Source organism: Saccharibacillus brassicae (assembly GCF_006542275.1).
GTDB classification, from domain to species: domain Bacteria; phylum Bacillota; class Bacilli; order Paenibacillales; family Paenibacillaceae; genus Saccharibacillus; species Saccharibacillus brassicae.
The window spans coordinates 2,455,744-2,475,789 of sequence record NZ_CP041217.1; the positions used below are offsets into that span (position 1 = coordinate 2,455,744).

Sequence of the window (20,046 nt, forward strand, 5' to 3'; positions counted from 1 at the left end):
CTCGGCATGTCGAACAACAAAAAAGACTCTTCCGTTGTGGCGGAAGAGTCTTTTTGCGTCGATTCTTCGACTTGTGGATTCTTCGACTTGTCGATTCTTTGATTCTTCGATGCGTCGACTTGCCGATCCAACAAGGTCACGCTTCCAACCAACGAAGCCTACCGTCAAATCTGCCTGTACGATCCGCACCCCGCCCGAATCACCGGGCCGGCGTGAGCTTCACGTTCCCGAACACGGCTTTGCCGGCCGCGTTCTCGCCCGGATTGCTGAGCGCAAGGCCGATATACGCCCGGTCGCTTAACGGAATCCGGACGGTTCCGACGCGCTCCCAGCGTTTGCCGTCCGCGGAGATCGAGCCGACGAACGTATCGCCTTTGCGGCTCAGCTTCAGCCAGCCTGTCGCGGGCGCGTCCGCCGTACGGTCGGCCGTAAGGCCCGAGGTCTGCTCCCGATACTGGAAAGACGCTCCATGTTCCGGCGTCAGCACCAGATCGACATGGCGGGCATCCGCCGCCAGCGATTCCCGGATCGAGAGGCCGTACTTCGCCCACTCGTCCAGACGGCTCGGCGACTTCACCTGCGCGACCAGCTCCGCGTCGCCGGTCAGCGGCCGGTAGACGAAGTTCAACTGATCGGCTTCGCCCCAGACGTCCGAAGAACTGCCGCTGAGCGTAATCTGCTTGCTCGACGCGGCGTAGCCGGCTTTGCCCGGCATCGACCCGATATTGCGGGCGCTCCACCCTGCCGGCAGCTTGGCGGCATAATCGGCTTCGCCCGACTCCGGCCAGCCGGTGCGTTCGTCGATCGCGGCCAGTTCGTCTTCCGTCCACGCGCCGTAGGCGAAGAAGGAAAGCCTCCGCACGTTCGGCACCTGCTGCCGCAGCCCTGCGTAGATCTCCGCGTATTCGGCGTCGGTCCAGTCCGGGTCAAGCGTCGGCACGATCTGCGCGTCCGAGCCCGCAAGCTTGCTCTGCACCTGCTTCAGCAGCCCGGAATCCCGGCCGTAGACCCAGTCCGGTTCAAAGCCCCAATCGTCGAAATACGCCATCGGCGCAACGAAATCGATCGAATGCTTGAACTTGGACACGTCCTGCCCGACTTCGCCGAATTCCGGCGGCAGCGCGTACAGGCCGAGAGGCACGTCCGGGTTCGAAGATTGAAGCAGATCGCGGCGCACGTCGGCGACGTAAGCCGCAATCTGGTCCGTGCGCCATTCGTTCCACTGCCGGCGCCGCGGCGAATCCGCTTCGAAGTCGATCGCAAGCGGCGAATAGCCGAACTGCGCTTGGTAGCGGGCAATCGTGTGATCGCTGACGTCCATGTTGTAATCGTCGAAGCGAATCCAGTCCAGCGCTACGCCGTCGACCGCATAATTTTCGACCACTTCCCGGATGATGGAGCGTTCGTACCGCTGCACGTCGGGATGCAGCGGATTGACGAAATATTCGCTGCCGTTCGATCCGGTAAAAGGCACTCTTTTCCCGTCGACGAGAGACTGCATCTGCCACTCTTCATGCTGCAAGAACGCTTCCTGATCGTGAAACTGCGGAATCCAGGCGTGAACCTTGATCCCCGCCGCATGCGCCTGCCCGACGACTTCGCGCAGCGCGTCGAACTCTTCGTAGCCTTCGGCGACCGGCGCGATCCGGCTGTCGTAGAACACCTGGCCGGACGGCACTTCGTCGTCTTCGTCCTGCTTCACGTTCATGCTGATCACGTCGACGCCGCGGCGCTCCGCCGCTTCGACGAAAGCTTCGACGTCCGCTTCGTCCGCGAACTGATTCACCGTGCGGACGACCACTTCCGTATCGAACGGCGGATAATCGCCGTTTTCGGCCGAGACCGGCGCGTAAGCGCCGAGCGTCGATCCCAGCAGCAGACTGCCTGCCGCCGCCATTCTCTTTTTCCATACCTTTGCCATCTCAACGCCTCCGTGCACTTATGGGGTAGACTTGCCGCCTTGCCTCACCACTGCCCGTCTATGGTCTGTCTATGGCCTGTCAACGGTCTGCCGACGGTCTGCTCAACCTGCCGGCTCGACCCGTCTCTCTCTTCTTCGGCATTCAGTACAGAAACCGCCATAGATAAAACGTCGCGTAAGACTCCCACATGCTCCAGCCGGCGGACCATTCGAGAATCTGCTCCTTGCCGGGCTTGGCGTCGAGGCCGAGCACGTGGCGGATCGAATGATGCAGCCCGACGTCGTCGATCGGAAAAGCGTCCGGTCTCCGCAGGCAGCGCATCAGCACGTAGTGGGCGGTCCACGGTCCGATGCCGCGGATCCGCACGAGCCGCTTCTCGGCTTCCTTGACGCTGTCGGCCGCAAGCAGCTGCTCTTTGGTCAGTTCGCCGCTTGCGATCAACCGGGCGGTATCGACGAGATATTCGCATTTCTTGACCGTCGTCATGCCCGCGGCGGACAGGTCTTCGGCGGTCAGCGCGGCCATGCGCACGGCGGTCGGGAACAGCCAGTACGTCTCGCCTTCGCGCTCCAGCGCCTGACCGAACCGCTCGACATACCGTCTTTTTAACGTATAGGCGAAGCCGAGGTTGATCTGTTGGCCGAGAATGCCCCAACACATCGCTTCGTACAGGTCGGGAATGCCCATATTGCGCAGCCCGTAGAACGATTCGACCGCCTGCCTCAGCAGCGGATCGGTCTTGGCCATCTTGTAAAAAGGCTTCAGGTCCGTGCCGAGATCGAACCAGTCGTGTACGTATTCGGCGACGCCCGCGCGCAGCGCCGGCGAATCGGCATTCGGTTCTGCGACAAACCGGATCCGCAGCTGCGCTTGGCCTTCGGGCGCGATCTCGACGACCGTCGCCTGCGTGCCGACCGCGATCGCTTTGCGAATCCGGCCTTCCCGCAGCGTATAAAGCGCTTCGTTGGTCGCGGTCGCCAGATGGTCGTAGTTCTGCGCGAAGCTGAATTCGTCCGGCACCGGCAGCAGCAGGTCGGCACCGTCGTCTTGCCACACCGGTGAACGGTGCGCGGGCAAAGACCGATCCGGCGGCACAAAAGGCGGCGAATGCGGATGATCGGGGGAGTTGTTCATGGATGTGTCGGCCTCCGTTTCGATGCGGAATCGTGATGAACCGGGCCTGTGACCCGTCATTTCCCCTATTAACCGTCGGCGCCGCCGCCTGAACTCCGCTTTAGGCTTCCAGCCGGTAAATCCTGATCTCCACGCCGTCTTCCGACGGCCGACCTTCCCCAACCAGCCGTGCCCCGTTCAGAAAAGACAGCGTTTCGCTGTTCGTGATGATCTTCGGCGTCGTACGGAACAACAGCCCTTCCGCTTCCGGTACCCCGCCGAAGCTGCCGTTGTTCTCGATATACAGCTCGCAGCGCTGGCCGGCGCGATCCGTGCCCTGCAGCATGTAGCGCGCCGACAGCGTATGCCGATTCCCGGGCTGTCCGATGATCTGCGTATCCACGCCGCCGGGAAGCACCTCCCCTTCAAAATACGGTCCGGCCGCCTGTCCTCTGAACGGGATCATGACGACGGAATCGCCCTGCGGATTCTCGAGGCGCAGCGCCTCTTCCGTCGAGATCCGGATCGTCAGCACTTCTTCGCGTTCTTTTCCCATATCATCCTACTCCGCCTCGTGCTGGAACGGCAGCGGCTGCGCGGACGGGCTTTTGAGATAGGCCGCCAAGAACTTCGCCGTCACCTCAAGCACCTGCGGACTCCAGATACCGGTTCCGTGATCCGCGCCCGCCACTTTATAGAAAAGCGCGTTCTGCCCATGTGCTCTAAGCGCTTTGTACATTTCGATGCTCTGGCTGACATGTACGATCCGGTCGCAGTCTCCGTGCACGAGCAGAAACGGCGGCAGCTCCCGGTCGAGATCCTGATGGATCGGGCTCGCCTGCCGGGCCGCTTCGACGTGTTCCTGCACACGCCCTCCGATCAGCAGCCCTTCCGGGGAATCGGCGGCATCGTGGTCGAGAATATCGTTATGTGCGCCAAGCGTCAGCAGATCGGACACGCCGTAATAATCGACGACTGCCTGTACTTCGTCCGACTGTTCGCCGTGCGCCCCTTCGTTGAAACGGCCGATCGTCAGCCCCGTCATGAGCGAGAGATGCCCGCCCGACGAATCGCCCCAGACGGCCGCCCGCTCCCGGTCGACGCCGTACTGTTCGGCATGGTGCCGCATGAAGCGCAGCGCGCTTTTGACGTCTTCGAGCGGGGCCGGGAACTTCGCGAGGTCCGTATTCCGGATCTCGACGCTTGCAATCACGTAGCCTTTGGCCGCAATCTGCGACAGGTTCGGGAGTGCGGCATAGACGTTCTGGGGACGCCACGCCGAACCTTGAATGAATACGATCAGCGGGAAAGCGACGCCTTCCTGCTGCGGCCGGATGATTTGCAGTCGTCGTTCGGTGCCGGCGTGCGTCGCGTAGACGACGTCAGGCTCGTAGGTACAAGCATAATACGTGCCGCCTTCGGCGAATTCGCCGTACAGGATCTGGGTTCCTTCGGGTGTCTCGTTGGCGGCTCGGCTTGCGGCTTGTCGGTTCATGGGATCGGCTCCTTATGAGGGGTTGGAATGGATGCGGCGGATCGCGATACGGCGCTTTTCAAGTGAAGTTTAGTTGGACTCGTCGTTGCGCATGAAGTTCTGCTTGTCCAGGTAATCGAGCACGGTCTGCGAGTAGCCGAGATGGGATTCCTTCGTATATTTGGCGATCGTGTAGATCTGGGCCAGATTTTGCAGGCCGAGCCGCTCCGTCATTTCTTTGAGCTGCGGCACGTCCATGTAGCGCTGCCAGCCTTTTTCGTTGCGCTCGGCGTAAATGTCGAGAATCCGCTCGTCCGTATAGTCCTCGTACTGCTCGTAGTGGACAAGCCCCTGCTGCGGCAGGCGGTCGCGCACCGCGGGCGATTCGGCGGGATAGCCGAGCGAATAACCGACGACCGGCACGACGTTCGGCGGCAGGTTCAGCAGTTCGCCGATCTGGTCGCAGTTGGCGAGCGTCGACCCCATGTAGCAGATGCCGAGGCCGGCATTCTCCGCGGCCAGCGCGCAGTTCTGCGACGCAAGCGTCGCGTCGATCGCGCCGATCATGAAGCTCATGAAGTTGTCGAAATGCACCGGCGCGTCGTTCAACTCCAGCCAGCGGCGCATGCGGTTGAAGTCGGCGCAGAACGTGAGCAGCACCGGCGCGTCCAGCACCATCGATTGATCCATATGCGGCGTGTACAGCTTCTTGCGCAGTTCCTTGTCTCTTGTGACAACGATGGAGTAGGACTGCATGTTGCCGCTGGACGAAGCGCGAATGCCTGCGTTCAGAATCTCATCCAGTACGTCCTGGCTTACTTCGCGATCTTCGTACTGCCGAATGGAACGGTGTCCGTGTATGACGTCATTGAATTCCAAAGCTTCATCCCCCTGAGCTGCCGCTTTTTTTAAGTTTTATCATAAACGAGTTTCCCGGGCGGGGATAGCCGCAGCGGCAAATAAAAAGCTCAGAGGTGCTGCGCCAGCTGTACTTCGAATCCGTCCGGATCGAGTACGTACAGAAAGCGCAGCCGCGGATTCGGCGATACCGGCCCGCGGGCGATCGGAATGCCCCGGTCCGCAAGTTCCGCCATGGCCGCATCCAGCGACTCCACTTCGAACCCGACCGAGATGCCGCTGCCGGGCCGGACGTTGACGTCGCCGCCCTGAATCAGCTCGATCTTCGGCTGCTCCGCGGTGCCGAGCATGGCGATCAGCCGGCCCCGGCTCTCGAAGCGGCGATCGACCGGCAGGCCGAGCACTCCGTTGTAAAAAGCGATCGAAGCTTCGAGGTCGCGCACCCGGAGGGTGAGCCAGTTCCAGGTGAGGTTCATCGGCCGAGTTCCTGTCCTGCCAAGGAAGCCTGGGCGGCCCGCAGTTCGTCAAGCGTCGGAAACGATTCGCTGCCTCCGATTTTCGATACGGTGATCGAACTCGTCAGGGTCGCAAATTCGGCGGCCTGCCGCAGGGCACATCCTTCGACCAGGCTGAATACGAACGCTCCGATGAAGGAATCCCCGGCTCCCGTCGCGTCTACCGCGTCCACTTTGCGAGCAGGTGTGTAGAACGATTCTTCCCGGTCGGCGACGACGACGCCCAGCGCGCCCAGCGTCAGGATAACCAGACTTTTGACTTGGTTGACCAGCTTCCGTGCGGCTGCATGAGCCGATTCCACAGAATCTACCGGACAGCCGCTCATGAAGGCGGCTTCCGTCTCGTTGACGACCAGAATGTCGACGGCCGCCAGGCTGTGTTCGCTAATATCGCGGGCGGGCGCATTGTTCAATACGATACGGCATTCCGCATCTTTCGCCCGCTCCAGAATGTAATCCGTCACGGAAGGAGAAATCTCCTGCTGGAGCAGCACGTACCGGCTGCCAAGTATCGCCGGCAGGCTTCGGTCGATATCTTCGTTCTCCAGCCGATAATTGGCTCCCCGCAGCAGCGTACTGTGGTAATCGCCGTCGGGCAGAACGTTTACAATGCCGAGACCGGTCGCGCCTTCCCGGCCCACGCCATCGACGTTGACGCCGGCGGCCTGCAAAGAATGGATCAGCGCGTCGCCGAATTTATCTTCGCCAACCTTGCCGACCATGACCGTGGACAGTCCGAGCTTGCCGCACTGGGCCGCCTGGTTGGCGCCTTTGCCGCCCGGTCCCTGCGTAAGCTCGTCGGCCGTGAACGTCTCGCCTTTTTGGGGCAGGCGTTCCTGCTTCAACAACAGATCGTAATTCAGACTGCCGATTACGGTTACTTGCGGATTATTCATGTTCGATTCTCCTTTTTTATCCCCGATAATGTTTGACCGACTCGCTCGTCAGCGTCAGTTTTTTGTACGATTCTCCGGAATCTTTCAGGGCCAGGCTGGTGTACAGCGCATCGAGAATGCTCAGCTGCACGATCCGGGCCGCCGCATTTTCGCCGGTGATCGGATGATTCTTGGCCGTGGAGACCAGGCTCATCTCCGATACTTCGGTAATGGGGCTGTGCATATAATTGGTCAGGCTGATCGTGCGCGCTCCCTGCTGCCGGGCCAGCTTGAGAATCTGTACGATATTCTTCGTCGCCCCTGTGTGCGAAATCCCCAGCACGATATCGCCTTCCCGGATCAGGGAAGTGAACATGAACTGCATATGCGTGTCTTTGTAGACATGGGCAAAAATGCCGATCTTCAGCAATTTATGTTGGAAATCTTCGCACAGGATCGCGGACCCGCCGTTGCCGACCAAGAAAATCTGTTTGTCGTCCGGTTTGTCGCGGAAAATCCCGGCCACTTTGTCGAACGTGACGTAATCGACGATATCCAGCGTATCCTGGATCGCGACGATCGCGTTAATCATGACCTTTTCCAATACTTTCGCATTGGAATCTTCCAGCGTGAACTCCGAATCCAGATCGCTTTGATCTTCGTCTTTTTGGCCGCCGACATACTGCTCGATCGCTTTTTTCAATTCGTGGAAGCCTTTGCATTTTAACTTTTTACATACTTTCGTGATGGTCGCTTCGCTGACGTTGAGATGGAGAGCCACCTCGCTGATTGTGCTGATCGCCAACTCCTGATAGTTGTTGCTGATAAACTGCGTAACCCTTCTCTCTTTGTTGCCGAGGGAAGGCGAAATGCTGCGCGCGAACAAGATACATTCCTTGCCCGATAACGGCTTATCTTCCATTCAGGATCTACCTCCCTGCTTCCGTATACTCCTTCGATCATAGCATCGTTGTCCGCAGATGAAAACCCCTACATTACTTTTATGATTACAAAAGTAATGTAAAAAGACGTTTATAAAGCTATATAAAATATTATCGGTGTTTAAATTTATTTTTGTTTACACCAGAGTAAAATTACTTATAGACTACAGAGACAAAGCCGTTGCCACGACGTAAGCGTAACCAAACGGCATACCCACACGAAAGGTGATGAATACCGCATGATGTTCTCCACGCGTCTCAATTCATTCAAAGCCCAAAAAGGCTTGTTCTTCCCTGAAGATCAAGAACTGACTACCGTCGATCTGATCCGGAGAATCTCCACGGTCAACGGATTAACCCATATCGAATTGAATTATCCCGAACATTTCAAAAAGAACACGCCGGACGAAGTGAAAGAAGCCGTTGCCGGGGCCGGTCTCGAAATTAGCGGAATCGCGCTGCGTTTCGACGACACGTACCTGAACGGCGAGTTCACCAACAGCAATGAAGAGATCCGCAGCCAGGCAATCCGCGTCACCAAGGAAGCGATCGAAGTCTGTCAGCAGCTCGGCGGCACGACCACGACGATCTGGCTCGCCAACGACGGATTCGACTACTCGTTCCAGCTTGATTATGAGCAGGCCTGGAATCAGACGGTCTCCGCCCTGCGGGAAATCGCTTCGGCCTACCCGTCCATGAATATCAGCTTCGAGTATAAGCCCTACGAGCCCCGCTCGTTCTCGCTCGTCGGCGATATCGGTCTGTCCCTCCTGCTGGTGGAAGAAGTCGGCCTGCCGAACGTCGGCATCACGCTCGACTTCTGCCATATGCTGATGAAAAAAGAAAATCCGGCATACTCGGTCGCTCTGGCCGCACGCAAAAACCGTCTGATGGGCTTCCACCTCAACGACGGATACAAAGACGCCGACGACGGCATCATGCTTGGCAGCGTTCACCTGATGCAGACGCTCGAATTCATTTATTACGCCAAAAAATACAACTATACCGGCTTGATCTACTTTGATACGTTCCCGAAACGCGAAGATCCGGTAGCGGAATGCGAACAAAATATCCGCATCTACCAAGCACTGGATGCGCTGATCGAGAAAACGGGCATGGACGCGATCGAACAGCTGATCCGGGAAAAAAGCGGCGTAAAAGTGCAGCAATTCCTGCTCGATGCTTTCCTTGCGTAATCTTTTTTAAACAGCCAAAAAAGCGGAGATGATAATCATGATCGAAAAAATCGGATTACCGAGAAATTTAGTATGGGGATTCATCGGTCTTATGCTGTTCATGATCGGCGACGGGATTGAACAAGCTTGGATCGTTCCGTATCTGGTAGAGGAAGGCATGTCGGTCACGCATGCCTCCCTGCTGATTACGGTATACGGCGTTACGGTTACGATCGCGGCGTGGTTGTCGGGCGTCTTCGTTCAGACGCTCGGACCGCGCAAAGCGATGCTGTACGGATTTATCGCGTTCCTGATCGGAAGCATCGGCTTTATCGGCCTCGGGATGTATACGCTTAACTTGTCCCTGATGATTCCCTTCTATGCGATCCGGGGCTTCGGCTATCCGCTGTTTGCCTACTCGTTTCTTGTCTGGATCAATTACAGCACGCCGCTGGAACGCCGCAGCCGCGCGGTCGGATGGTTCTGGTTCATGTTCTCTCTCGGCCTCAGCGTAGCCGGTCCGCTGTATTCGTCTCTCCTGATCCCCGTTCTGGGTCATGTGAACGTGCTCTGGTCGGGCATCATCTTCACCGTGTTGGGCGCTTTCCTGGCCATTGTCGTCAATAAAGATCAGGTTCCGGCTTCGGAGATTACCAAAATTTCGCTCTCGGAATTCGCGAAAGCGATAACAATCCTCAAAAGGCCAGTGATCGCGCTGGGCTTGGTCGTCAAATCGATCAACGGCTTCGCCCAGTACGGTCTGCTTCTGTTCCTGCCGATCTATCTGCTGGACTTCGGCTATTCCACGACGGAATGGCTGCGGATGTGGTCCACCGTGTTCTCGGTCGCCATCGTCGCCAATCTGGTGTTCGGCTACCTCGGAGACAAGCTGGGCTGGAGAACGACGATCAAATGGGTCGGCGGATACTTCTACGCCGTCGTGCTGATCCTCGTCTACTTCATGCCGCAGTGGGTCGGCCACAATTACCTGATCATGACCGCAACGCTCAGCCTGTGCGGCGTGGCCATGGCCGGTTACGTGCCGCTGTCGGCGCTGTTCCCCATGTTGGCTCCGGACAACAAAGGCGCCGCGATGTCCATCTTGAATCTGGGGGCCGGACTGAGCACCTTCATCGCGCCGGCCATCGTATCGATCTTCTTCCAGCCTTTCGGGGCCGGAGTGGTCATCTTCATCTATGCCGGATTCTACGTGCTCAGCGCGATCCTGACGCCTTACCTCAAGACGCCGGACGAGCTGAACGGACAGCCGGCGGCCAACGCAAAAGCCAAAGTAAGCTGATCGATTTGCGTCCTGCCCTTCGCCTCATACAGGCATGGAGATAAAAAAGCACCCTACATGTTACCTTCGCTTTTGCCGCGGCGCTTGAAGCGACGAACATCAAGGTCAACGCCGCCTGCCCGGGCTTCACGTCGACGGCACTCAATAACTTTGCCGGCACCCGCACCGTCGAGCAGGGAGCCCGCGAAGCGGTCCGGCTCGCCACGCTCGGACCGGACGGCCCGACCGGGACGTTCTCCGACGAAGACGGACCGGTCGCGTGGTAAAGCCCATGCGCGTATTCGTCACGGGCGCGACCGGCTATATCGGTTCCGCCGTCGTCCGCGAACTGCTCGGCGCGGGGCATGCGGTCGTCGGGCTTGCCCGTTCGGACGAAGGCGCGGCCAAGCTCCCGGACCTCTTCGCCAGTGAAGAGATTCGGGAGCTTTTCCTGTAGGTTCGATCACACGCCGCACCGTTCGAGCCGCTTCCGGATCGCGGTCCGCACTTCCCCCGGCACTTCCCTGAATGCAACGTCTTCTCCGAGAAACAGCAGCCAATCCGTCAGCTCCGCCAACTGCTCCGCCGGTTGGATCGGAACGAAAGTCTTCAGCCGGGCGGTCGTCTGATACGGATTCGTATAGGAGAGGGACATCTTCAGCGGATGATACTTCTTGAATTGGGCGATCGCTTTGGGGCCGAGTTCCAGCACGAGATTGCAGGCTTCTTCCTGCCGACTCCATTTTTCCGCCATCTTTTTGGGACTCATTCTTTTCTTCGCCCTGTACGGTTCGATCTCAATCAGGCTGTCCACAGGCAGAACCCGTCTTTTTTCCGCTTCCATATCAAAAACTTCGACCTGCCAGACGCTTTTCTCGCGGTACAGATGCAGCAGGTAAACCGGGTAACGCCTGATTTCGCGGCCTTCGGTGAAGGTAATCCACAGATAGCGGTCGGTCAGCAGAATCCGGATCAAGTTCTCCAGCATGGGATGCGGCAGATCGGACAAATCAAGCAGCTCGGGATTGTGCGGATTGGTTCCTTCGAACAGCAGAATCCGATTGAGCAGAAGAAGGTCTTCCTGCTGATTGTGCGAGATCAGACCGAGCAGCTTCTCTGCCAAAGCCTGGCGAATCTTGAGATAGGGGAGCTGCTGATTCCGCGTAGCCATAAAAGCGATAAAAAGAGCTTTGATCTCGTTATCGGTAAAGCGCACCGTGGGCAGAATCGAATTGCTCATGACAAAATAACCGCCGGACCTGCCGACTTCGGCAACCAGCGGCATACCGAGAGCTTCGATCTCCCGAATATCCCGTACAGCCGTAGAACGGGAAATGCCGAATTCGCGCATAATTTCGGAGATCGTAAATTGGGAGCGGTTGTTGATGTAGCGCATGATCACGTTGATTCGTTCGACTTTTTTCATGGCAGCTCCTAAACAGTACCATTTTTTGACAGGATTCAGGTTTATCTTATACCTACCGGGAGGAAAAAACAATTCGCCCGAAAACCGGAAAAGGAAGGTGTCTATCATGGCCAATTACACGCTTGAGAAAAAAGATCGCTTCAACGTTCTGGGTCTGGGAACCGAACTGCTCAGCGATTACACGGATTCTGCCGGAATTGCCCGCGAGAAGTCGGAGTTCTGGTCGGCCGTTGCTCAAGATGGACGACTGGATACGTTAAAAGCCATCTCGACGAACGACTACATTTTTGCCGTGAACGAAGCGGTCAACAACAAGATGATGCATTACGCCGGCGTCATAACCGACGAATCCGTTCCCCAGGAATCCCGCGTGATCGAATTCCCTGCGGGAGACTATCTGGTCGTACGCGGCGAAGGGTCGACGGCCGAAGAACTGAGCCATGCGCTGACCTACGCGGCTTTTGCCGAAGCGCTTCCGGAAGTCAAAGATTTCATCTATGTCGGCGGCCCGAATGCAACGGTCGAGATGGAGCAGCGGGACGGGCGGGTTGTAGGCGAGATGTGGATTCCGGTCGTCCCGGCCTGATCGGCCTGACTTCCTGACCGACAAAAAAGCGGACCGCCATAAGCGGTCCGCTCAGGCTGTCGAGAAAGTCCTATACGTATGAGAAGTTTGTCGACTGCGGGAGAAATTCGTTCCGGTCGCGTGTTGAAATCAGGAAAAAGGATCAAATTTTAATGGGATTTTCCTGATTTCAAAGGCGAACGCTGGCGCTCCTACACTGAATTTCTCCCTCCGCCTCCTCACTTTGTTCAGAATCAGACTTTCTCGACACGTTAGCGGACCGCCATAAGCGGTCCGCTCTTTTTGTTCGGAAGCCTTAAACTTCATCCGTCTTCCCTTCGCCCCATAGACGTCCGTTATCGTTCCACTGCCCGTACATTTTGCCCGCCTGCGTGTTGAAGATGAATTTGTCCAGCCGGCTCTCGAACAGCTCCGGTTGATTCCGGCAGTTCTGTACGTTGTCGACCCGCACCCTGCGATAAAGTCCGGGCAAAGCCATAAAATTCTCGTACGTCTGCGGATCTTCCCGCAGCCTGCGCTCGATTTCGGGATCGATACGGAACGAATCCGGGCCCAGATCGGGTAGAACCTGTCGCCCTTCGTCCGTCATCCTGCCCAACCGCTCCAGCCGCCGGACGCGCTCTTTGTTCAGCTCCGTCCACGAGCTGCGGGCGCTGCGCGGAGACAGCCGCTGCGCCAGCTCCGTGTCCGAGATCTTCCGCTTCACCCCGTCGATCCAGCCCCGGCAGAGCGCTTCTTCGACAGCGTCCAGATACAGCAGCGTGTCCGGCTTGGGCGTCAGACTCACTACGACCCAGCACGATTTCTCGGACCTGCCGTGCTCCGCCAGCCACAGCCGCAGCGTCTCGATCGAAGCATCGGGCAGCAGATTGTCCATGTTCATGTCTCCGTCCACCTCCTGTTCGCTGATATCCGATATTTCGGTCAGTTGGACTGCCGGCTTGAGGAGGAAAAGATAGAAATCCGAAGGATGAGAAGGACAAAAGCAAACGACAAAGCCAAAACGCCGCTCAAGACGAGTTGATGCGTACCCCAAGCAGAAATGAACCAACCGCCGATCCAGGTTCCTGCCGCTATACCGATGTTGGAAAAAGAAAGGAACAAGCTGTTTCCAAACTCGGGAGCTGCGCTCGCATCGCGTATCAACAAACCTTGGCCGATAATCAGTCCTCCGGCATGAACCGCTCCCCATACGAAGATGATAACTGCCATCAGCCCTATCGAAGCCCCTCCGTAATAAGCCGCTGCGTATACTGCCGCATAGACAAGAAGGAGGACCGTCGCCGTGCGCATCGGGCTTTTGTTCAGGAAAAATCCGAACAGGAAATTCCCGGCGATCATCGTGATACCGAACACCATCAGCATGGCACTGATCCAGGTCTCGTTCATATGGGTGATGTCCCGTAGGTATTCGGCGAAGTAGCTGTACACCGAACTCATCGCCGCAAAGATCAGCAGCACGATCAACAGCGTCAGTCTTAATTGCGGAAGGCGCAGGATACCGAGTTGACTGCCAGCTGACTTCCTCCGTGTTGAAGGAGCGTTAGGCAGCCCGACTGCCAGGCCGAAAAAGGAAACCGCGCTCACAAGCGCTCCGAATCCGAATGCGGCTTCCAGCGAAAAGTAGGCTCCTAGATAAGCCGTAAGCGGAATTCCGAAAGCGAATCCGACAGTGACACCGGCCATTACCCGTGTAACGACTTGGCCGCTTTTCTCGGGAGGAACGAGTCCGGCAGCCGTCGCAAGCGCAATAGAGAAAAAAACAGGATGAAAAATCCCGGGCAGAATTCGAAAAAGCAGCATAACTTCGAAATTTGTCGTATACGCGTAGACTGCATTAGAGACAGCAAACATCAAGACGGACACAAGCAGTATGGTTTTTCGGTTGAGACCGGAGGCAAACAGCGTGACAAATGGACCCGCCACAGCTACGGTCAGAGCGAAAACGCTGATCAGAAGCCCAGCTTGGGCAGGCGAAATCCCAAATTTCTGAGCAAGCTGCGGAAGTACGCCAATCATGCCCATTTCCGTTGTGATAATGCCGAAGATTCCCAGAGCCAAGCAGAAAATCAGCACAGCATGACTTTTCTTCATTTCATCGAACCTCCTTATCCAAATAAAAAAACGGCCTCCGCGTACAGGACCGTTTTCTTAAAATCAGTTACGCTTGACCGGCAATGACCTGATCGAGAAACTGATCCGCGTCGCTGTTGAACTTCCAGTTGATGCCGAACCGGTCGACCAGCATGCCGAAGCACGACGACCAGGGCACGCTGGACAGCGGCATGATCACGTGTCCGCCAACGGACAGCCGGCTGAAATACTCTTCAAGCTTCGATTTGTCGTCCATGACCAGACTGATCAGCATGCTGTTGCCCTGAATCCATTCACCCGTGACCGGCTTCATCGAAGGGAGAATATCCGACATCATGATTCGGCCCCCATCGAATGCCAGGGAAGATTCCATAATCATATTGCGCTCCTGCTCGGGCATCGGGTAGTTCGGATCCTGCGGGATGTCTCCAAATTTAACTGCTTTTACCTCGGTTGCGTTCAAAGCCTCTCTATAAAATCCGATCGCCTGCTCCGTGTTGCCGTCAAAGTTCAAATATGCGATTGCCGCCATAATGGTTAGCCTCCTCTTGGGTATACATCTATGATAATCTGGGATAGATGACGACTGTATGTCACCATTCCAGGCCGATGCCAAAAAAAGGAGTCTTTATGGAAAAGGTAGAACGATTGATCTCGATCATTATGATCCTGCTGCGCAAAGAAATCGTCCCGAGCCGCGAATTCGCCCAGCTGTTCGGCGTCACCAAACGCACGATTCTGCGCGATATGGAGACGCTCAGCCTCTCCAATATCCCGATCTACGCGGTCGCGGGCGCACACGGGGGCTACGGCATCATGGACACGTACAAGATGGATAAACGTCTGCTGAGCAGCGCCGATCTGGAGCATATTCTGACCGCCCTCGGCGGACTCGAACAAATTCTGCTCAGCGAAGAAGTGGAGATTACGATCAAAAAAATAGAAGCCATGGTGAACCCATCGGCTTCTACGGGAACGATTCAGCTGTCTTTTTACGATTGGGCAGGCCGGTCCGAACTTCGCCATATCCTGAAAAGCTGCCAGGAAGCCATCTCGGGCAAAAAAGTGCTTGCCTTCGATTATATCGACAAAAACGGGACAGCCACTCACCGAACAGTCGAACCGGCCCAGCTGCATTTCAGCGAGAACAGCTGGTATCTCCACGGCTTCTGTCTGGAGCGCAGGGCCGAGCGGATATTCAAGCTCTCCCGGATCGACCGGCTAACGGTGAAGCCGCAGACGTTTGTCCCCCGGGAAGTCCGGCCGGAGTCCGCGCCGGAACCCGGGTATCGGCCGGAACTTGTCGAAGTCCAAGCGTGGATTACGCCCGGCGTCAAAGACCGGTTTATTGAACGATACGGTCACCGCAGCGTCCGGCCGCACGGTCCCGGGAAATTCCGGGCCACGATCCATGTGCCGCAAAGTCCGATCGGGTTTCAATTTCTGGCCGGCTTCGGGACGGATGTGGAGATCGCGGAGCCGCCGTCTTACGTCGAAAAGTTTCGGGAGTATCTGCTGGAGATGGTGAAGAAGTACGGATAAGCGCTCAGCCGCTGACCGGTTCCAACGGGTTAAGCGGATTGGGCGGATTGACCGCAAACAGCGAATGGATATTGCCTTCCGGGTCCGCAAAAAAGCCCGTCGTATGTCCCCAGGCTACGACTTTCGGCTCCGCGATGCCTACGGCTCCTTTCGATACGTATTCGTTGTACACCGCATACACTTCCTCGGGAGAAGCGCATTTATCATGTATTCCACTTCTTTCACAAGGTTGCCTGCCGGACGCAAAAAAGAGCGATATCCCGCCGGGGGACATCGCTCTTAAACAGACTTGTATGACGCAAGAACAGGCTTGAATCACGCGCAAGGAACCTGGAAATTAATGCATCGGTCCCTGCGACTTCGCGGCCGATCCGACCTTGACGCGCTTGATGAAGATCGAAGTGATCAGACCGATGATCGACAGCACGAGCGCGAACACGAACGCGTTCTGCACGCCAGACGTGAAGCCGGCCAGTTGATTCTCCGGACTCTCCGGATTCGTGACCCCGCTCAGGAAGCGGGATTGGCCGGCACTCAGAATGCTGACCGCCACAGCGGTTCCGATCGCGCCGGACACCTGCTGCAGCGTGTTCATGATCGCCGTGCCGTGCGGGTAATACTCGCGCGGCAGCTGGTTCAGACCGTTCGTCTGCGCCGGCATCATGATCATCGAGATGCCGACCATCATGAAGATGTGCAGCGTAATGATCTTGGCAAGCGTCGTCGTCGGCGTGATTCCCGTGTACAGGAACAGCACGACCGTTACGATGGCCAAGCCGATGACGACGAGCCATTTCGGACCGAATTTGTCGAACAACCGGCCCATGACCGGAGACAGCAGGCCGTTGAGCAGGCTGCCCGGCAGCAGCACGAGTCCGGCCGTCAGAGCCGTAACCGCCATGCCCTGCTGCAGATACATCGGCAGGATCAGCATCGAAGACAGCATCATCATCATGGAGATGAAGATCAGGATCAGGCCGATGGTGAACATCGGGTACTTGAACGCGCGCAGATCCATCAGCGGCTGCTTCATTCTCAGCTGGCGCACGCTGAACAGGATCAGGGAGACAACGCCGATCACGAGCGTTCCGATGACGATCGGGCTCGTCCAGCCGCTGCCGGCTTCGCCGTGTCCGCCCGCGCTGCTAAAGCCGTAGACGATACCGCCGAAGCCGAGCGTCGACAGCACGATCGACAGAATGTCGATCTTCGGCTTGGTCAGCTTGGAGATGTTCGGCAGGAACAGCAGGCCGCAGATCAACGAGATGGCGAAGAACGGCAGGGAGATCCAGAAGATCCAGTGCCAGCTCAGGTTGGCGAGGATCAGGCCGGAGATGCTCGGGCCGCTTGCCGGCGCGAACATGATGACCAGACCGATCAGGCCCATGGCGGCGCCGCGTTTTTCGATCGGGAAAATCACGAGGATGGTGTTAAACATCAGCGGCAGCAGCAGCGCCGTGCCGACTGCCTGAAGCACGCGGGCCGCGAGCAGGATTTCGAAGTTGGGCGCAAGCGCCGCCACGAGCGTGCCGGCGATCGAGAAGATCAGCGACGTCGTGAACAGCTGCCGGGTCGTGAACCATTGCAGCAGCATGCCGGATACCGGCACCAGGATGCCCAGTACGAGCAGATAGCCGGTCGTCAGCCATTGAATGGTTGTCGGTCCGACTTCGAGCATCGCCATCAGCGGCGTCAAAGCGACGTTCAAAGCCGTTTCGCCGAACAGGCCGATAAAGCCGCTCAGCAGCATGGCGAACAAAATCGGAAATACTTTATAAGATTGCGTTTCTGGTTGATTCTCTACCGAATCAGCTGTCATTGAACCACTCACGATTCCATCCTCCTCGAACATATCGAACTTTCTCTTTTTGCTTCTTCTTACTGGTCGTTGCTTCTTCTTGCTTCTTCTTGCTTCTTCTTACCGGGTTTCTCCGGCATTCTTCGTCACGGCGGCCAGGTAATCGGCGGCCGTGAGCAGCGGCTGTTTGTCCTGATTCGTCAGGCTGATGATCAGCGCGCCTTCCATCAGGGAGACGACCAGCAGCGCCGTCTCGTCCGCCCGCGCTTCGCTCATGCCGTCGACCACCAGATGTTTGGCGATGATCTTCTGCCAATCGGCGAACACGCCCTGGCAGGCGACGCGCAGACTTTGACTGATGCAGGACGTCTCCACCGCGGCCCAGAAGCTGAACGGCAAAAATCCGGTAAAGCCGGACGCCTCCGTCTCGTACGCCATATCGTGCACGAACTGCTGGATCCCGTCCGCCGTATTGTCGTGCGCAGCGAACGTGTCCTCGAACTTTTGCAAAATATGCTCATTCGTTTTCCGAATGCACACATGCGCCAGCTCTTCTTTGCCGTGCGGGAAATAATGATACAACGATCCTTTGGGCGTATGGCTTTCCTTGATGATCTGATTCAGCCCGGTCGCATGATAGCCTTGTGAAAAAAAGAGCCGTGCGGCGGTGTTGACAATCGACTCTTTGGCATTCGACTTTTCACCCAACAAAAGCCACTTCCTTCGGAATAATTATACCAATCGGTCTACATACATTATCCGTATTCGAAGGCACCTGTCAACGCTTTTATTTTTCTCGCAATTTGGTAACGCTCTCATTATAAGCAGGGTCGATTTCGCCGTTCTGAAGCCCTTTTTTTGGAAAATAAAAAGAACCGCTTCCCGACAAATGAACGTGCTCATTTATCGGAAAACGGTTCTGCCTTGTCGGACTCTGTCCGAGAACTTTTTATTAGGAAAGAGAACTTTTACGATGAAAAGGACTTCTTATTTCTTGTCAGGAGAGCAACGTCCTTACTTGATCACGACATACTCCAGATTCACGAGCTTCGCGTAAGTGACGATCTGATCGGTCGTCAGGTTGAGCGACACGACCGTGTGGTGGCCGCCGCCGTTCTCGATCCAGGCACGGACGCCGTCCTGGAAGTTCGGCTTCACGCTCCACAATACGCGGGCAACCGGCAGGTTCGGTGCCGGTTCCGTCGGCTCGAACGCGGTCACTTCGTTGATCAGCAGCTTGTAATGCGTGCCGAGATCCACCATCGAGACGACGACGCCGTCGCCGGCTTTGCCGTCGAAGACGAGGCGGGCCGGATCTTCTTTGCCGCCGATTCCGAGCGGGGACACGACGACTTTCGGCTTGCTGCCGGCAAGGGAAGGGTCCACTTCGAGCATGTGGGACTGCAGGATCGCTTCCTGCCCGGCCGCCATCTCGTACGTGTAGTCTTCCATGAAGCCGGTGTTCTGATTGTGGCTCATGACTTTCATGAGGCGATCAAGCGCCGCCGTCTTCCAGTCGCCTTCGCCGGCAAAGCCGTAACCCTGCGCCATCAGCCGCTGCACGGCCAGGCCCGGAAGCTGCTTCATGCCGTGCAGGTCTTCGAAGTTCGACGTGAAGGCGTTATAGCCTTTCTCGTCCAGGAAGCGCTTGAGCGCGATCTCGTAACCCGCTTGGACGCGCACGCTGGCTTCCCACGCTTCCTTGCTGTTGTCGCCGTATTCGAACTCGTACAGATCGGCGTATTCGGCCATCAATGCGTCGATTTCCTGCTCGCCAACGGCGTTCACGACTTCCACGAGATCGCCGATGCCGTAGTAATCCACGGTCCAGCCGAACTGGATCTGCGCTTCGACCTTGTCGCCTTCGGTTACGCCGACGTTGCGCATATTGTCGCCGAAGCGGGCTACGCGGATATTGAAGCTTTCGTTGTAAGCGACCGCGACGTCCATCCAGTCCGCGATCTGCTGCTGCACGGCCGGACGCTCCCAATAGCCGACGACGACTTTATTTTGCTTTTTGAGACGGGCATTGATAAAGCCGTATTCGCGGTCGCCGTGGGCCGCCTGGTTCAGGTTCATGAAGTCCATGTCGATCGTCGCCCACGGAATGCTCTCATTGTACTGGGTCGCCAGATGCAGCAGCGGCTTTTGCAGCTTTTGCGTGCCGCGGATCCACATTTTCGCAGGCGAGAACGTATGCATCCACGTAATGACGCCGGCGACTTCGTCGCGGTAGTTGATTTCCTGCATGAGCTGCGTGATCTTGTCCGCGGTCACGGCCAGATCCTGCAGCACGAGCGGATAAGGCAGCACGCCGCTCGCATTGAGCGCGTCCGTCATCTTCTGGGCGTGCGCTTTGACTTCGCCCAACGCTTCTTCTCCGTACAAATGCTGCGACCCCACGACAAACCAAAACTGTTTTCCCGCTGTTCCCGTCATCCCAATCAG

20 protein-coding genes and 1 pseudogene are annotated in these 20,046 nt (G+C 57.1%); 5 read left to right on the forward strand and 16 right to left on the reverse strand.

The window, feature by feature from the left end; all coding sequences use genetic code 11:
• Nucleotides 1-199: 199 nt before the first annotated feature.
• The 8 genes from FFV09_RS10195 to FFV09_RS10230 all read right to left on the reverse strand — a co-directional run bounded on the left by FFV09_RS10195 (nt 200) and on the right by FFV09_RS10230 (nt 7,679).
• Entirely contained in the window at nt 200-1,921 is a 1,722-nt protein-coding gene (locus FFV09_RS10195; RefSeq protein WP_141447736.1) for a family 10 glycosylhydrolase, read from the reverse strand.
• Between the two features lie 142 nt (nt 1,922-2,063).
• Nucleotides 2,064-3,056 carry a DNA-3-methyladenine glycosylase family protein gene (locus FFV09_RS10200; protein WP_170314989.1) on the reverse strand — a complete coding sequence of 331 codons (993 nt, stop codon included), beginning with the start codon at nt 3,054-3,056 and terminating at the stop codon, nt 2,064-2,066.
• 100 nt (nt 3,057-3,156) lie between these two features.
• Entirely contained in the window at nt 3,157-3,591 is a 435-nt protein-coding gene (locus FFV09_RS10205; protein ID WP_141447737.1) for a DUF3237 domain-containing protein, read from the reverse strand.
• Between the two features lie 6 nt (nt 3,592-3,597).
• Nucleotides 3,598-4,530 carry an alpha/beta hydrolase gene (locus FFV09_RS10210; protein WP_141447738.1) on the reverse strand — a complete coding sequence of 311 codons (933 nt, stop codon included), beginning with the start codon at nt 4,528-4,530 and terminating at the stop codon, nt 3,598-3,600.
• A 69-nt stretch (nt 4,531-4,599) separates the two neighbouring features.
• Nucleotides 4,600-5,388, reverse strand: a complete 789-nt coding sequence (locus FFV09_RS10215) for a nitroreductase family protein (RefSeq protein ID WP_141447739.1) — start codon at nt 5,386-5,388, stop codon at nt 4,600-4,602.
• An 89-nt stretch (nt 5,389-5,477) separates the two neighbouring features.
• Complete coding sequence (locus FFV09_RS10220) at nt 5,478-5,843, reverse strand: VOC family protein (RefSeq protein WP_141447740.1); 366 nt, start codon at nt 5,841-5,843, stop codon at nt 5,478-5,480.
• Nucleotides 5,840-6,778 (reverse strand): ribokinase, encoded by a 939-nt coding sequence (locus tag FFV09_RS10225; protein WP_141447741.1) that lies wholly within the window; start codon nt 6,776-6,778, stop codon nt 5,840-5,842. Before FFV09_RS10225 ends, FFV09_RS10220 begins: the two co-directional genes overlap by 4 nt.
• A gap of 16 nt (nt 6,779-6,794) precedes the next feature.
• Entirely contained in the window at nt 6,795-7,679 is an 885-nt protein-coding gene (locus FFV09_RS10230) for an SIS domain-containing protein (RefSeq protein WP_141447742.1), read from the reverse strand.
• A 258-nt stretch (nt 7,680-7,937) separates the two neighbouring features.
• On the opposite strand from FFV09_RS10230, the gene FFV09_RS10235 reads away from it, so the two are divergent.
• The 3 genes and pseudogenes from FFV09_RS10235 to FFV09_RS10250 all read left to right on the forward strand — a co-directional run.
• Entirely contained in the window at nt 7,938-8,894 is a 957-nt protein-coding gene (locus tag FFV09_RS10235) for a sugar phosphate isomerase/epimerase family protein (protein ID WP_141447743.1), read from the forward strand.
• A 28-nt stretch (nt 8,895-8,922) separates the two neighbouring features.
• Nucleotides 8,923-10,173, forward strand: a complete 1,251-nt coding sequence (locus FFV09_RS10240) for an MFS transporter (protein WP_415663143.1) — start codon at nt 8,923-8,925, stop codon at nt 10,171-10,173.
• A gap of 271 nt (nt 10,174-10,444) precedes the next feature.
• Nucleotides 10,445-10,564, forward strand: a pseudogene (locus FFV09_RS10250) (NAD-dependent epimerase/dehydratase family protein); the annotation flags it as partial.
• 51 nt (nt 10,565-10,615) lie between these two features.
• Here FFV09_RS10250 and FFV09_RS10255 read toward each other — a convergent pair.
• On the reverse strand, nt 10,616-11,578 hold the full coding sequence (locus FFV09_RS10255; RefSeq protein ID WP_141447745.1) for a helix-turn-helix transcriptional regulator: 963 nt from the start codon (nt 11,576-11,578) through the stop codon (nt 10,616-10,618).
• Between the two features lie 106 nt (nt 11,579-11,684).
• Between FFV09_RS10255 and FFV09_RS10260 the strand changes: the two genes are divergently transcribed.
• Complete coding sequence (locus FFV09_RS10260; protein ID WP_141447746.1) at nt 11,685-12,164, forward strand: GyrI-like domain-containing protein; 480 nt, start codon at nt 11,685-11,687, stop codon at nt 12,162-12,164.
• A 295-nt stretch (nt 12,165-12,459) separates the two neighbouring features.
• Here FFV09_RS10260 and FFV09_RS10265 read toward each other — a convergent pair whose 3' ends face one another.
• The 3 genes from FFV09_RS10265 to FFV09_RS10275 all read right to left on the reverse strand — a co-directional run bounded on the left by FFV09_RS10265 (nt 12,460) and on the right by FFV09_RS10275 (nt 14,790).
• On the reverse strand, nt 12,460-13,047 hold the full coding sequence (locus FFV09_RS10265) for a YdeI/OmpD-associated family protein (protein WP_141447747.1): 588 nt from the start codon (nt 13,045-13,047) through the stop codon (nt 12,460-12,462).
• Between the two features lie 41 nt (nt 13,048-13,088).
• Entirely contained in the window at nt 13,089-14,258 is a 1,170-nt protein-coding gene (locus FFV09_RS10270) for an MFS transporter (protein ID WP_141447748.1), read from the reverse strand.
• A gap of 67 nt (nt 14,259-14,325) precedes the next feature.
• A complete protein-coding gene (locus tag FFV09_RS10275) occupies nt 14,326-14,790 on the reverse strand; it encodes a VOC family protein (RefSeq protein ID WP_141447749.1) in 465 nt (154 codons plus the stop codon).
• Nucleotides 14,791-14,888: 98 nt separating this feature from the next.
• Here FFV09_RS10275 and FFV09_RS10280 point away from each other — a divergent pair, with 98 nt between their 5' ends.
• Entirely contained in the window at nt 14,889-15,800 is a 912-nt protein-coding gene (locus FFV09_RS10280) for a helix-turn-helix transcriptional regulator (RefSeq protein WP_141447750.1), read from the forward strand.
• Between the two features lie 4 nt (nt 15,801-15,804).
• On the opposite strand, the gene FFV09_RS24480 is transcribed toward FFV09_RS10280, so the two are convergent.
• The 4 genes from FFV09_RS24480 to araA form a co-directional block, all read right to left on the reverse strand.
• A complete protein-coding gene (locus FFV09_RS24480; RefSeq protein ID WP_342782111.1) occupies nt 15,805-16,074 on the reverse strand; it encodes a VOC family protein in 270 nt (89 codons plus the stop codon).
• A gap of 63 nt (nt 16,075-16,137) precedes the next feature.
• Entirely contained in the window at nt 16,138-17,619 is a 1,482-nt protein-coding gene (locus FFV09_RS10285) for a DHA2 family efflux MFS transporter permease subunit (RefSeq protein ID WP_141450424.1), read from the reverse strand.
• Between the two features lie 99 nt (nt 17,620-17,718).
• The gene (locus FFV09_RS10290) at nt 17,719-18,306 is read right to left on the reverse strand and encodes a TetR/AcrR family transcriptional regulator (protein ID WP_141447751.1); all 588 of its coding nucleotides are present in this window, start codon (nt 18,304-18,306) and stop codon (nt 17,719-17,721) included.
• A gap of 306 nt (nt 18,307-18,612) precedes the next feature.
• Nucleotides 18,613-20,037 carry an L-arabinose isomerase gene (gene araA / locus FFV09_RS10295; protein ID WP_141447752.1) on the reverse strand — a complete coding sequence of 475 codons (1,425 nt, stop codon included), beginning with the start codon at nt 20,035-20,037 and terminating at the stop codon, nt 18,613-18,615.
• Nucleotides 20,038-20,046 lie beyond the last annotated feature (9 nt).